General features: G+C 63.7%; 12 protein-coding genes. 11 read left to right on the top strand and 1 reads right to left on the bottom strand.

Features of this window, described 5'->3' with window-relative positions:
- Positions 1–44 precede the first annotated feature (44 nt).
- Together ACUN0E_RS04080 and ACUN0E_RS04075 are read left to right on the top strand one after the other, a co-directional pair.
- Positions 45–1,220, top strand: coding sequence for a transporter substrate-binding domain-containing protein (locus tag ACUN0E_RS04080; RefSeq protein WP_408224261.1), 1,176 nt, complete (start codon positions 45–47; stop codon positions 1,218–1,220).
- Positions 1,217–1,837, top strand: coding sequence for an ANTAR domain-containing response regulator (locus ACUN0E_RS04075; RefSeq protein WP_408224258.1), 621 nt, complete (start codon positions 1,217–1,219; stop codon positions 1,835–1,837). The genes ACUN0E_RS04080 and ACUN0E_RS04075 overlap by 4 nt, the downstream gene beginning before the upstream one ends.
- A 733-nt stretch (positions 1,838–2,570) precedes the next feature.
- On the opposite strand, the gene ACUN0E_RS04070 is transcribed toward ACUN0E_RS04075, so the two are convergent.
- Positions 2,571–3,668, bottom strand: a complete 1,098-nt coding sequence (locus tag ACUN0E_RS04070; protein WP_408389586.1) for a type IV pilus twitching motility protein PilT — start codon at positions 3,666–3,668, stop codon at positions 2,571–2,573.
- Positions 3,669–3,841: 173 nt separating this feature from the next.
- Between ACUN0E_RS04070 and ACUN0E_RS04065 the strand changes: the two genes are divergently transcribed.
- Genes ACUN0E_RS04065 through pilM form a run of 9 tightly spaced genes read left to right on the top strand, consistent with a single transcriptional unit; the run spans position 3,842 to position 13,398 of the window.
- Positions 3,842–4,972: a toxin co-regulated pilus biosynthesis Q family protein gene (locus tag ACUN0E_RS04065; protein WP_445565731.1), complete on the top strand. Its 1,131-nt coding sequence runs from the start codon at positions 3,842–3,844 to the stop codon at positions 4,970–4,972.
- Complete coding sequence (gene pilN / locus ACUN0E_RS04060) at positions 4,972–6,663, top strand: PilN family type IVB pilus formation outer membrane protein (RefSeq protein WP_408224249.1); 1,692 nt, start codon at positions 4,972–4,974, stop codon at positions 6,661–6,663. Before ACUN0E_RS04065 ends, pilN begins: the two co-directional genes overlap by 1 nt.
- A gap of 28 nt (positions 6,664–6,691) precedes the next feature.
- The gene (gene pilO2 / locus ACUN0E_RS04055) at positions 6,692–7,969 is read left to right on the top strand and encodes a type 4b pilus protein PilO2 (RefSeq protein ID WP_408389582.1); all 1,278 of its coding nucleotides are present in this window, start codon (positions 6,692–6,694) and stop codon (positions 7,967–7,969) included.
- Positions 7,959–8,579, top strand: coding sequence for a type IV pilus biogenesis protein PilP (gene pilP / locus ACUN0E_RS04050; RefSeq protein WP_445565730.1), 621 nt, complete (start codon positions 7,959–7,961; stop codon positions 8,577–8,579). Before pilO2 ends, pilP begins: the two co-directional genes overlap by 11 nt.
- 10 nt (positions 8,580–8,589) lie before the next feature.
- Positions 8,590–10,242, top strand: coding sequence for a GspE/PulE family protein (locus tag ACUN0E_RS04045; RefSeq protein ID WP_408224240.1), 1,653 nt, complete (start codon positions 8,590–8,592; stop codon positions 10,240–10,242).
- Positions 10,232–11,308, top strand: coding sequence for a type II secretion system F family protein (locus ACUN0E_RS04040; protein WP_445565729.1), 1,077 nt, complete (start codon positions 10,232–10,234; stop codon positions 11,306–11,308). Before ACUN0E_RS04045 ends, ACUN0E_RS04040 begins: the two co-directional genes overlap by 11 nt.
- A 35-nt stretch (positions 11,309–11,343) precedes the next feature.
- Positions 11,344–11,916, top strand: coding sequence for a type 4 pilus major pilin (locus tag ACUN0E_RS04035; protein ID WP_445565728.1), 573 nt, complete (start codon positions 11,344–11,346; stop codon positions 11,914–11,916).
- Complete coding sequence (locus ACUN0E_RS04030) at positions 11,917–12,915, top strand: ATPase, T2SS/T4P/T4SS family (protein ID WP_445565727.1); 999 nt, start codon at positions 11,917–11,919, stop codon at positions 12,913–12,915.
- A complete protein-coding gene (gene pilM / locus ACUN0E_RS04025) occupies positions 12,916–13,398 on the top strand; it encodes a type IV pilus biogenesis protein PilM (RefSeq protein ID WP_408389578.1) in 483 nt (160 codons plus the stop codon).
- Positions 13,399–13,420: the final 22 nt, after the last annotated feature.

The raw sequence follows: 13,420 nt of genomic DNA, 5'->3' as shown, positions 1-13,420 counted from the left end.
CATGATCCGGTGGCGGCCTCCAGGACAAGGGATGGAGCAACACCATGACGAGCAGTAGTGCGTACGACGATCCTGCGTTGCGCGCGGGCGATGGCTGGCGCATTGGCGTGCTGTACTCGCGAACCGGCGTGACCGCGGCAACCGAATCCGAACATTTCTTCGGCACCGCCCTTGCAATCGAAGAGATCAACGCGGCGGGGGGCGTCAACGGGCGTCTTCTCGAACCGGTCGCTTACGATCCGAAGAGCGACCCTGACGAATATCGGCGGCTCGCCACACGCCTGTTGCAGGAAGACGACGCGACGGTGATCTTCGGCTGTTCGACCTCATCGAGCCGCAAGGCGGTGTTGCCGGTGATCGAACGAAACAACGCCTTGCTGTGGTACTGCTCGATCTACGAGGGCTTCGAGTATTCGCCGAACGTGATCTATACCGGGGCGGTGCCCAACCAGAACAGCATGCAACTGGCCGCCTATCTGCTGCGTAATCACGGCCGCCGTTTCTTTCTGGTCGGCGCCGACTATATCTATCCGCGCGAATCGAACCGGATCATGCGCGATATGGTCGAGGAGCATGGCGGCGAGATTATCGACGAAGTCTATTTGCCGAGCGATGCCGATCCCGCCGCACTGCAGGAAGTGGTGAAGCAGATCAGGGCGATCGAACCCGATGTAGTGTTCTCCACGCTGATTGGCCGCGGTGCGCGTGCGTTCTATCAGTTGTACCGCGAACACGGCATCGACCCCGCGCGCATCCCGATTGCCAGCCTGACCATGACAGAAGGCGAGACGCGCATGATCGGCACGCAACTGTGCGGCGGCCATATCGTCTCTGCAAGCTATGTCAATTCTCTGAGCAACGAGAGCAACCGGCGTTTCCTGAAATCGTGGCACGCACGCTTCGGCCCGCAACCGGCCAGCATGTGGTCTGAGATGGCGTACAACCAGGTGCATCTGTTCGCACTCGCGCTGGCACGCACCGGGAGTCTGGACACCGCGAAAATAGTCGAGGCGGCCTGTGATGTTGAGTTTGATTCTCCAGAAGGTCTACTGAAAATCGACCCCGATAACAACCATGCCGTCCTGACTCCACGCATCGCCATTTGCCGGCCAGACGGTGTGTTCGACGTGGTGTGGGAAGGTCGCAGTCCGATCAAGCCGGACCCGTATCTGACTTCCTATGGTTTCGCGGAGTTCTGGCTGGATGGAGAACGGCCATGAGTACGGGCGCGCGCCGGCTGTTTGACGATCTGCGCACGCTGCGCGTGGTCGTGATCCATCCGCCCGGAGACGACCGCCGCGTCCTCGAGGAACAGTTGCGCCGGATCGGTTGCCCGGTTCGCGTCCTCTGGCCGTTTCCTTCGCAACTGCCGGTGGATGTCGACGTGATTTTCTTTCTGGTGGGGCAGGAACTTCGAAGCGCTGGCAACTGGTGTGCGGCCGATACCGAAGCAACGTTGATCGCGCTGTCCGATTACGAAAATCCTACGGCCCTGAAAATGCTCGTCGATAGCCAGGCGCACGGCGTGATCACCAAGCCCTATCGTTCTAACGGCATTCTCAGCACGCTGATGCTGGCGCGCGCATCGTCTGGCTACCAGCAACGGCTGCACCACAAGATCGGCAAGCTTGAAGAGGCGTTCAAGGCACGACGCCATATCGAGAAGGCAAGCCGCATCCTGATGGAGGCGCATCGGCTCAGCGAGAACGATGCGTACGAACACATGCGTTCACGCGCCACGAGCCTGCGGGTCACCGTGGGCGAAATCGCGACGATGGTGATCGATGCACATGAAGCAATGGACAAGCTCGGCTTGGTGAAAGCCCCTGGCCCATGAACGCATGTCGAGATGCGGCAGCAAGCCGCCGATCACGACCACGTAGTCGAATTGGCGGACTTCGGGGAAGGCCGCCTGCACTGAAACCGTCACCCCGCAACTGGCTGCGACGATTTCGTTCTGGACGCCAATAATCCTCTACGCGCAGCGCAGCGCAGCGGCCGGCGCAGGTCGCCGAGATCGGCGGCATGACGCAGCGCATCGCACAAGCCGGCGAGCGACAGCAGCGGAAAACGCGGCCACAGGAGAAGCCCCACGTTGAGTTCCGCTTTGGGACGCTGGCCGCGCTTTGCGTGGCGCGTGGCGAGGCGTTCGGGATTCCTTACCGGGCGCGTCGTGCGAATGCAGTAAGTTCGTTGCAATGATTGTGACGGTGTTGTCCTGATCGCATAGCGGGCGAATGATATGGGCTGCTATGCGACATCCCAAAGTATGAGTCGCTGATGCGGCGAACTGCTCATGCTGGCGCCCCGCTTGCTTCAAGCGGATTGACGACGTGTGCACGGCGGCGCTTTATCGCGTCCATGCATTCCCTATCGCGCCGATTCTCCGGCTAACTCTCCCGATCTGTTGCACTCGCCAGCCTGCGCTGTCACACGTCGAATGACGCATGCATGCATGCGTTCGCCGCGTCAATGTCGTTGCTGGCCGGTGCCTGGCGATTCGTTTAGGCGTCAACCGTAACAGATTGTCAAAAACTCGAGGCCTGCAATATTTGCAGGAGAAAATGGCTTCAACGAGTGGCGGACGACTGCAGCAGTTCATGCAGCTCCATGCGGTTATAGGCGGCGCGAAGCGCGTCGCGGGCGGTGATGGAATCTTTGGTCACGAGCTGACTGAGATTTTCGTTCAGCGAGCGCGACATGTTGTCTTCCTTGCGCCGGACAAAGTCTGCGAGGAAATGGATTTTGGCAGGGTCGACCAGAAGTTTGCTGACCTGCTGGTTGTGGTTGAAAAGGAGTTCGCTGGCCAGCACGAGCTGTGCGCCATCTTCGCTCGGAACGAGGCTCTGGCAGATCACGCCGATCAGCGAATTCGCGAGCGATGCGGCATGGCGGTCGCGCTGCTCGGGCGGAAAGAAGGACAGCAGACGGGTCAGCGTGTTGAGCGCGCTGCTGGTGTGCATGCTAGCGAAAACCAGGTGTCCCGATTCGCCGGCCTGGAGCACGGCTTCGGCGGTTTCCTGGTCGCGGATCTCGCCGACCATGATGACGTCGGGGCGCTCGCGTAGCACTTCGCGCATGCCTGCAGAAAAGCTCCGCGTGTCGGTCGGCACTTCGCGCTGCGAAATGATGGCCTGGTGTGCTTCCAATGCGTATTCGATGGGTTGTTCGATCGTGACGATGTGGCAGTTGCGCGTATGGTTGATGTGATCGAGCAGCGACGCCATCGTGGTCGTTTTTCCGGAACCGGTGGGGCCGGTCACGAGCACGATGCCTTTGTTGCTCTCGAGCATCGTCTTGATGTAAGCGGGCAGGCCGAGCTTGTCGAGCGACAGTGGTTCGAGTGGCAGGCGGCGGATCGAAATGACCGTTTTCCGCCCGCCCGAGACGCGGTAAACGTGGCAGCGCAGACGGCAGCGGGTCAGGACGAACGGCCTGTCGAGCGCGCCTTCCTGAAGCCGGTCGCGCCAGTCGTCGTCGATCGCTGCGAGCAGCGGTTCCATCTCCTCGATCATGGCCGGACCGCCGTCCGCTTCGATCCAGCCGCGTGGCGTCTTGATCATGATGGGCCGGTCCTGCTCGATGTGCAGGTCGGTAAAGAAGCGGCGCTGATCGACGAGGTCGAGTATCTCGCGAGTCAGATCACGGAGTTGGCTGGGATTTTTCACGGTTGTGTCGTCGGGTAAGGATGGAGTGCTGCAATCGTCTCAGGCCAGTAGTCGATTGTCCAGCGCAGAGGCAACGAGGTCGGCGAACGATGCTAAAGAATCGGCGCACGACTGGCGGTGAAAACATGGTTGGCGCTATCAGACGCCACGAACGAATACGAGGAAGGTCGCAGATGCGCACGGTCATTACATGCATGGTGACACTGTTGGTGCTGGGCGGCGGATGGTCGAGCTGCGCGTGCGCAACTGCGATGCCAGACGCCCAGCACGATGGACAGGTGACCCTGACCGGCGAGGCGCGTGAAAGTCCGCGCGTGACGACAAGCGGCACCAACATGCCGTTGCGCAATGCGCTGCGTCTCGTCGTACCGATCGATTACAGCATCAATCTCCCGAACGCAGGTGTGTGGGCCGCGACGCCGGTGAGCTGGGGGGCTGGCCATTCGCTGGTGCAGACGCTGCGCGACATGCTGGCTGGACATCCGGAACTGGCGGCCCAGGTCGATACAGATTTTCAACTGGTGACGGTGCGTTACCGGCAGCCGTTTGGCACCGACACGGTTGGCACGCTGCCGCCAGCCTGGAATTCGGTGACTCCTTCCGCATCGGCTTCCAACTCGGGAGCGGGCGGTGCCGCCGTGGTCGGCGGTCCGCTGGCCACCAACGTGAGCGCCGCGCCGCTCGGCGATACCGCCGGCGCGGCAGCGCAGCCCGCAGCGAAAGCGGCGCACTCACCGGCTTCGCGCGCCGGTGCCCAGAGCGCGATGGCGGCTCGCACGGATAACAGCACCGCGAGTCCGACGCCCGCCCAACCACGCATCACCTCGAAAGATTTTGCCGCAGGCGTTGCCGGACCGTCCGCCGGAACCGGCACGGCGACCCAGGCGGATCGCTACGCCGATGCGGCGTCGTCGACTGCTGCGGCCGCCCACGGCTCGACCTCCCGTGCAGGCACGCCGTCCGCTACCGCACGTGGCGCCGTACCCGCGCTGGCTGCTACCGTGCCGAGTGCATCGAGTGCACCGGCTGTGGCGCCTCCACCGCCGCTGCCTACGTGGCGCATCGAACTGTCGGATCGCACCGTGCGGGCCGCGTTGACGCGCTGGGCACAGCAGGCCGGATGGCAGTTGATCTGGGAAGCGCCAGTGGATTTCAGCGTCGACGCTCCCGCAGTCGTCACGGGCACCTTCGATCAGGCGCTGCAGTCGGTGGTCGCGGCGCTTGCGAGTTCCAACGCGCCCGTGCAGGCGATTCTGTATCGCGGCAACAAAGTACTCCGTATTGTTGAGAAAGGGGCAGGTTGATGCGCAACACCATTTCAATGTTTGCACTCTCCGTGCTGCTGCTGGCGGGTTGCACCGGTCTGTCTCAGCGTTTGTCCGATTCGGTCGATCACGACAATGCGGAATCGAAGCAGACGCTCGACGCCGCCCGCGAGGGCAATGCGCATCCTGCCACATCGACCGATGGCGTGATCGTCAAGGACGGACTGTGGCTGTCCGGCACTGCGATCAAGCTGGATCGCGAAAGCGTGCTGCCGGCGGTGTTCTCGCAGCCGGCCACCTTCGACAGCGAGGTGAATTCGCTGCCGGAGTTTGCCGAGCACATCTCGCGGCTCACTCACATTCCCACCCGCGTGTCGCCCAATGCGCTCGCCAATTCGCGCACGACGGGCGGCGGTGCGGCGCAGAGCGTGCCGGTGCTTGGCGCCGTGCAACCGCCGCTGCCGACCTTGCCGGGCCTCTCGAGCACCGCCTCGTCGCGCGGCATCGCCGCGACTGAAGGCTTGCCGACGCCCACGCACATTTCATACCGCAACGGCGATCTGCGCGGTCTGCTCGATGCCGCGGCGACCCGTTTCGGCGTGTCGTGGAAGCTCGCGGGCGGCGCCATCGTGTTCTTCTTTACCGACACGCGCACCTTCCAGGTCAGCGCGATTCCCGGCGATGCGAAGCTCAATGCGACCGTGACGAGCGGCGCGACCAACGACAGTTCGGGCAGCGGCGGTTCGGGCGGCGGTTCCTCCAGCGGTTCGGGCGGCTCGGGTACAGGCAGCACGCCGACCGTCACGTCCAACAACACGGCGAACACCGTCGTCAATTCGCAGTTGTCGGTCTTCGACAGTCTGCATGCGTCGATTCAGGCGATGCTGTCGCGCTATGGCAGCGTGGTGTCGTCACCGGCCACCGGCTCGATTACCGTGACCGATACGCCGGATGTACTCGACAGCGTCGCCGCCTTCATGGACGAGCAAAACCGCTCGTTGTCCAAGCAGGTGTTGATCAACGTGACGGTGCTGTCGGTTCAACTGTCCGCGGACGACAGCTACGGCATCAACTGGAGCGCGGTCTACCAGGCGCTCGGCACGAAGTTCTCGCTCGCCAGCACCTTTGCGACGACGGCAACCAATCCGGTTTCGCTTGCCGCCCAGGTGATTACGCCGAACAGCCGCGCTTCGGGAACCACTGCGATGATCAGCGCGCTGTCCGAGCAAGGCAAGGTGCGCCGCAAGACCTCGGCGTCGGTCACCACGCTCAACGACCAGCCGGTGCCGGTTCAGGTTGCGTCGGAGCAGGGCTATCTCGCCTCGGTGTCGACCACCAACACCGCCAATGTCGGCTCCGAAACGGCACTGACGCCGGGCACCATCACGACCGGCTTCAACATGACCTTGCTGCCGCATGTGCTCGACAACGGGACGGTGCTGCTGCAGTTCTATACGAACATCTCGTCGCTGCTGTCGCTACAGACCGTGTCGAGCGGCGGCCAGGAGATCCAGACGCCGAACGTGAATACGCGCAACTTCCTGCAGCGCGTCTCGATGAAGTCCGGCGAGACACTGGTGCTGAGCGGCTACGAAGGCACCGACGACGACCTCACCAAGCAGGGCGTGGGCAAACCGGATAACTACGCCTTTGGCGGTGGCTATCAGGGCACGCACGACCGGGAGGTGATCGTCATCCTGATCACGCCCGTGATGATGAACGGTGCTTGAGCGAAACGAGCGAACTGGACACCGCGCCATGGCTACCCATATCGTTCAGATCGAGCGGCAGCGTTTCATTTGCGGGCTGTTCTGGCAGTCGCTGTCGCGGCGGCACGAATTGCAGAAAGAGGCCGTCGAACTCGCGAAGAAGCTGAACTTCGACCTGATGGTGCTGCGTGCCGATCGCGGCGTCGCCGCGGTCGGCTTCACCAGCGCGCGCGAAGGCGCGCAAGCGGGCCTCGCCTCGCTCGGCGTGATAGTTTCGAAGGCGGTCGCGCAGCAAGGCGCTTTCTACGAAGGTCGTCAGCAATCGGCACCCAATTGGCTCGGCGCATTCAAATTGCCGGACGGCCGCTGGGCATACTTCGCCGTACGCGACGGCGCGTTTCTGCCGAATGGCGACTGGATCGGCACCAGCGACGAAGTGTTCGAGCGCCTGAATTCCGACTACGGCCTGGGTGGCTGGAACGCGGTGATCGGCGACAGCGAAATCGAGGCGATGGGGTTTCACAACTTCTATCCCCGCCGCATCGAAGACATGCTTGGCAAGCGGCATGGCCGCCTGCGCGTCCCGAACTGGGCCCGGCTGCGCCCGGTGACGCGGCGCGTGTCGCCGCGCCTCGCAGCGGCGGCGGCGGGCGTTGCCGTCGCGTTGCTCGGCGGGGCCCTGTGGGTGCAGCACTACCGCGCTATGTTGGCTGCGCAGCAGGAGCGTCAACTGGAGCTTGCGCGGGCGCTGTTGCAGCGTACGCAGCAGAAGGACCAGAACCTGCATCCATGGGCCACGCTGCCGCTACCCGCACAATTCGCGCGGGCCTGCCTGCAGCATTTCACCGAACTGGCGCCGGGCGGCTGGCAGCTCGAACGCTATACCTGTCAACCGACCGGCGTCGACTACCAATGGTCGCGCAACGGTTCGGCGGTTTCGCTGCTGCTGGAACGCGTCCCGCTCGCGCAGCTCGATCGTAGCGGCGATTACGCGTCGCTGACGCGGCCCTTCCCGATGGGCGCGGTTGCCGACGACACGCTGCTGCCGGGCAAGACCGTGAACACGCGACTGTTCTCGCGTTTCCAGACCCTCGACGTGCCGCTGACGCTGACGCCGGTCGTGTATACGCCCGGCAGCGCCATGACGCCGGTGGGCGCAAAGAAACCGCCGCCGCCGCCGTGGCGGCAATGGCGTCTGCAAGCGAATTTCGGCGGGTTGTCGCCGGACCAGCTTGCTTCCTATCTGAACGAAGCCGGCGTGCGGTTCGTGAAATTGACCTATCAAGCGGGCGCGTGGTCCGTCGAGGGAGTCGTCTATGCAAACTAATTTCTCCTGGCCCCATGGGGCGGCGCTGGTCGCCGCGCTGACGTGGGTTGTCTGCGCACACGCGGCCGAGCCGGTCGCGGTCGCGAATTCGCCGCCGTCGGCTGAAGCACCAAATGGCGCGTGGATGCCGAACGCGGCGGCGGAACTGACTCGCCTGCAGGAGCAGACAGTCCTGCTGAAGGCCGAGATCAAGAAGCTCGATGCACAAGCCGAAGTCGCACAACGCACGGCTGCGCTAACCCGGCTTGGCAGCGCCGGCTCGGTGGACGCAGGTTCCGATGCCGTGCGGGTGGTGGCGATCGAAGGCCTCGGGCACCGTTTCTCCGCGACGCTGCAGAGTACCGATGGCGCGCAGTTCGATGTCAGCGCGGGCGACGTGCTGCCCAACGGGCTGCACATCGTGTCGATTGCCTCGAACGAGGTGGTCGGCCGCTGGAGCAGCGGACAAACGCTTCGCCTGATGCCGGTGCTGGCTTCGCGCAGCGGCGCGGTGCTCAACCCCGGCGTGACTTCGGGGAGCAGCTCGAACGCCGCACTGGGCACGGCAGGGGGCGCGCCGGTCGCCAACGGCGTGCCAGGGTTGCCGCCCGGTTATCCGCGGTCTCAATAGGAGTGTTGCCATGAACCCCTCTTCATTGAGCGCGCGAGCCTTGTCCGCGGCCGCGGCAAAACTGGCAAAGGCAGCGGGCGACGTCGGTCTTGCGCATCCGTTGTCGGGCGACGGTCCGTGGGCCGCCAGCGTCGAGGAGCGCAAGCTGCTCTGTCTGCTCGACGACGGCCGGCTGCTGATCGCCGAAGGCCACGAGATGAATCCGTATGTGCTGTCGTATCGGGCCCGTCTGGATCGCTTGAAGTTCGGCCACCAGCCGTGCCCGGTCAGTCTCGACGTTGTGCATCGCGCGTACGAGGGCATGCGTCGGGACGGCACCGGTGAGCGCGTCGACCACACCGCAATGCAGGTGCTGGCAAAAGAACTGATTGCGCAGGCCTGCCGCGAACGCGCATCGGACATCCATATCCGCATCAAACGCCATAGCACGGAAATTCTGTTTCGCATCCACAACGAGCTGGTGCGTGTCAGCGAACAGACCCGAGAACAGGGCGCGCGGCTTCTGGCCACGCTGTATTCGGCGATGGCGAGCGTGTCCGACAACACGTATAAGCCTAGCGAGCGCCAGGACGCCAGCATTGGCGATCGCGACAAGCTGCCCGAGCAACTGTTCGGCGTGCGTATCGCCACGGCGCCGACCAGTGTCGGCAACATCATGGTGATGCGGCTGCTCTACAACGATGCGGGCGAAACCACTGATCTGCAACGGCTCGGTTTTTCCGGCTCGCAAGCGGCGGAGGTGGACGAACTGCAACGCCTGCCGCATGGGATGAACATCATCAGCGGACCGACCGGCTCCGGCAAATCGACCACGCTGCAGCGCGTGCTGCTCGGCCAGATCGCCGAGTGCAACGGCAGCATCAACGTGATTACAGTGGAGGATCCGGTCGAGTATCCGATCGCCGGCGCGGTGCAAACACCGGTGACCAATGCGGCCACCGAAGAAGCGCGCTCGCTCGCGTTTGCCGCGGCGATCTCCAATGCGATGCGACTCGACCCCGACACGATCATGATCGGCGAAGTGCGTGACCGGGCCTCGGCGCAAAGCGCGTTGCGCGCGTCGATGACCGGTCACCAGGTGTGGACGACGGTGCATGCGAACGGCGCGCTCTCGATCGTCGACCGGCTGATCGACCTCGGGCTGCCGCTGCGCATGGTGACCGACGAGACGGTCGTGACGGGGCTGATCAGCCAGCGGCTCGTCAAGCTGCTGTGCCCGCATTGCAAACAACCCCTTACCAGTATCGCCAACGAATGCGAGCCAGCACTGATCGCCCGGGTGCGCCGCGCGGTCGGCGCGGCTTTCGAAAACGTCTTCGCCCAAGGCCCGGGTTGTCCGCATTGCGTGGGGCGTGGCACGACGGGCCGCACGGTGGTCGCCGAGGTCGTGCATACCGACGCGCAGTTTTTCGCGCTGCTGCGCGACGGTAACAAGGCGGCGGCTACCGCGTACTGGCTCGATCAACTGGGTGGCAGCACGCTGGTCGAACATGCGATCGAGAAAGTCGCCGCGGGGCTGGTCGACCCGCGCGGCGCCGAGCGCATCGTCGGGCCGCTGATGGCGCGCAGCGAACCGGTGCGGCTGCGCCCGGTGGACACCGTCGAGGCGCCGGGCAACGATCTGAGGAGCGGCAATGGCATGGGCGGGGACTATGGGTCTTGATTTGAATCGTCGCTGGGCCAAGCTGAATGCCGGTCCGCAACAGCGTCTACGACTTTACCGCAAGATCGAGAAGATGCTCTCGAACGGTCTGCCGCTGTTGAAGGTTCTCGAGGAACTCGAACTGCGCGCATCGCGCGACGGCCGTCAGCCGAACCAGCCCGAAGCGATTCTGCTTGGCGAGTGGCGCCGGGTCGTGCAAAACGGCGGCGCGCTGGCCGAGGGGATGGAAGGATGGGTGCCGAACGTGGAGCAGATGATCGTGATGGCCGGCGAACAGTCGGGCCGCACCGAAGTGGCGCTGCGCGCGGTGACCGGCATCGTCATGTCGGGACGCAGGATCCGCAATGCGGTGATCGGCGGTCTGGCCTATCCGATCGCATTGTTCGCGATGACGCTGGCTTATCTGTATCTGTTCGGCACACGGCTGATTCCCCAGTTCGCCGCGATAGAAGATCCGGAACGCTGGCACGGTGCGGCGCGGATGCTTTACCTGATGTCGCAGTTCGTCCAGCACTGGATGGTGCAGTGTGTGCTCGTGCTGGTCGCGTTCGCTGCCTTGTTGATCTATTCGCTGCCGCGCTGGCGCGGCCGGGCGCGCAATTGGCTCGACGATTTTCCGCCTTATTCGATCTACCGGCTGATGGTGGGCGCCAGTTTTCTGACCGCATTCGCGTCGATGCAGACGGCGGGCTTCACGGTCGAAAAGTCGCTCACGCGATTGTCCGGCAATGCGAAGCCGTGGCTGCGCGAACGAATCGAAGACATGCTGTTCGGCGTGAAGTCGGGCTTAAATGTCGGTGAGGCAATGAGGAATGCCGGCTATCACTTTCCGTCGCGGGAAATCGTCGAAGATCTCTGCGTGTATGCGCAATACAAAGGGTTCGGCGAGGCGTTGAAAACGATCGCGGACGAATGGGTCGAAACAGGGGTGGAGAGGGTTTCGGTGCAGATGCGCTTGCTAAATGGCATGGCGATTATTTTACTCGCATCTTTATTGGGGTTGCTGATTACCGGCTTCTTCGGGATTCAGCAGGAGATCGCGGCGATGGCCAGATCGCTGCATTGACAGGTGTGCATGTTCAACGCTTTTGGGGTGTCGAAATGAAAGATGTGGACGGTGTAAAAAAGGCCGTTATGAAACCGGCGGGGGCTCGCTGGCGCAGTAGTGCGGCTACCCGGCAACGGGGTGCGTCTCTGCTCGAAGCGATCGCGTATCTCGGGATTGCGGCACTGGTGGTGATCGGTGCAATTGCATTGCTTACCAGTGCGTTCAGTAGTGCGAATACGAATGCGGTGAGCGAGCAGATCAGTGCGATTCAGACCGGTGTGAAGAAGCTGTACTCGGGGCAGAACGCTAGCTACAGTGGCCTCACAAACACGGTGCTGGCGAGTGCGGGGGTGTTTCCGGCAAGCTTCTCGCCGGCCTCGGACGGCTCGGTGACAAATACGTGGAACGGTACCGTGACGGTGGCGGCGGCGAGCTCGCCCGACGAGTTCACGATCACGTACACGGATGTGCCGCAAAACGTATGCGTCAATGCGGTGTCCGCGGGCGGGAGCTGGATGGCGATCTCGGTCAATGGCACGGCGCTTACGTTGCCGGCTACCCCGGCCGATGCATCGGCGGATTGCTCGAGCACCAGTGCCAACACGATCGTCTGGACCTCGACCTGAATGGACCTGGACGGTGCGATGACCTACGACACCAATACGCTGTTGCACCGCTTCGACTTCTCGTACCTCTACCTGGGTCACGCAAGCATCGGCGACCGCTTTTCGGATGGACCCGGTTCGGCGGTGTATCCCGTGCCGGAGCATCCGCGGCTGCAAAACGAGCTGTATCGCCTGAAGATGGCCTGTCGTGACGCGCAGCGGGGTACGCCGGTGTTCAAGGTCGAATGCGAAGGCGTGTCCTATCGCGTGTCGACGATGGACTCCGCGGAGGGCGAAGTTTTCGTGCTGCGCCGGCTCGACAATACCGTCGCGTCGCTGGCCGAACTCGGCGTGCCGCTCGCGTATGCGAGGCGGCTGATGTGTGCGGACCTGTCGGGCCTGCTGATCGTATCGGGCGCGGCGAAAGCGGGCAAGACGACCACCGCCGGCGCCCTGGTGCGCGAGCAGTTGTTCACGCACGGCGGCATCGGGCTGACGTCCGAGAACCCGATCGAACTGCCGCTCGAAGGTCGGCACGGCGACGGCATCTGTTTCCAGACCGCGGCCTGCGCGGACGCCGTGGCCGGGCTGCGCTCGATGCTGAGCTGGGGTGCGCGGATGATCTTCGTCGGCGCGATGGACGAGCCCGCGTTGGCGCTGGAAATGTTGCTGGCGGGACGCGACGGTCATCTGCTCGTCACCACCATGCGGGCCGAAGATATCAGCGCGGTGGTGGGACGGCTTCATGCACTCGTCTCGCAATCGCTGGATGTGGCGAGCGTGCAGGCACTGATAGCCGATGGTCTCGCAGGCGTGCTGCACCAGCGACTCGCGACGGGTATCGGTTCGACGGGTTCGACGCGCAAGCTGGAGACGCAGCTGTTCATGCTGCGTGATGGGGAGACGGCGCGCCATCACGTGCGGCAGGGTCACTACAGCGAACTGGCATTCGAGATGCGCCAGCAAATGAGATCGATGATCCATTCCGACGCGCTGGCCGAGCGCCTGGGGCGGACGTAAATGACAGCGCTCTGGATGGTGTTCGCGATCGCATGCATCACCGGGGTCTATGCGTTGGTGGATGCGAATTACATGCAGGCGACGCCGACGATGGTGAGTGTCACCACCGCGCAGAGCATGAGCGCGTACCGGCAGGCGCTGGTCGCCTATGCGCTTGCCAATCCGACGTTCGTGGGCGCGGTGTCGGCGGCGGCGCTGCAACCGTATCTGAGTGCCGGTACGACAAGCGGATCGTGGTTGAACTATGTGGTGCCGAATACCTCGTCGGCGGGCAGTCTGGTCGTCGTCTACACGACCTCGGCTAGCGCCGCGGCGGCGCTCACCGGCATCGAGCAGTTGTCCGGCGGTTCGGCGCTGGCCGGGGTCGCGTTGAACGGCACCGTGCTGTCGCCGGGTAATCCGGCGGTGCCGCTACCCACGGCGATCGCGGCCGTGGTCCCGAACGGCACGCCGGTCTGGATGGCGCAGGCGTATCAGCCCTGAGCCATGCGAGTTTGCAGACGGT

Source organism: Paraburkholderia sp. D1E (assembly GCF_052682275.1).
Note: the sequence above shows the minus strand (reverse complement) of the source record. Positions and strands in the feature narration are given on the sequence as shown.

What these genes read in the sequence shown, in the direction of transcription:
- ACUN0E_RS04080 (WP_408224261.1), top strand. Translation starts at nt 45, where the DNA reads ATGACGAGCAGTAGTGCGTACGACGATCCTGCGTTGCGCGCGGGCGAT.
- ACUN0E_RS04075 (WP_408224258.1), top strand. Translation starts at nt 1,217, where the DNA reads ATGAGTACGGGCGCGCGCCGGCTGTTTGACGATCTGCGCACGCTGCGC.
- ACUN0E_RS04065 (WP_445565731.1), top strand. Translation starts at nt 3,842, where the DNA reads ATGCGCACGGTCATTACATGCATGGTGACACTGTTGGTGCTGGGCGGC.
- pilN (WP_408224249.1), top strand. Translation starts at nt 4,972, where the DNA reads ATGCGCAACACCATTTCAATGTTTGCACTCTCCGTGCTGCTGCTGGCG.
- pilO2 (WP_408389582.1), top strand. Translation starts at nt 6,692, where the DNA reads ATGGCTACCCATATCGTTCAGATCGAGCGGCAGCGTTTCATTTGCGGG.
- pilP (WP_445565730.1), top strand. Translation starts at nt 7,959, where the DNA reads ATGCAAACTAATTTCTCCTGGCCCCATGGGGCGGCGCTGGTCGCCGCG.
- ACUN0E_RS04045 (WP_408224240.1), top strand. Translation starts at nt 8,590, where the DNA reads ATGAACCCCTCTTCATTGAGCGCGCGAGCCTTGTCCGCGGCCGCGGCA.
- ACUN0E_RS04040 (WP_445565729.1), top strand. Translation starts at nt 10,232, where the DNA reads ATGGGTCTTGATTTGAATCGTCGCTGGGCCAAGCTGAATGCCGGTCCG.
- ACUN0E_RS04035 (WP_445565728.1), top strand. Translation starts at nt 11,344, where the DNA reads ATGAAAGATGTGGACGGTGTAAAAAAGGCCGTTATGAAACCGGCGGGG.
- ACUN0E_RS04030 (WP_445565727.1), top strand. Translation starts at nt 11,917, where the DNA reads ATGGACCTGGACGGTGCGATGACCTACGACACCAATACGCTGTTGCAC.
- pilM (WP_408389578.1), top strand. Translation starts at nt 12,916, where the DNA reads ATGACAGCGCTCTGGATGGTGTTCGCGATCGCATGCATCACCGGGGTC.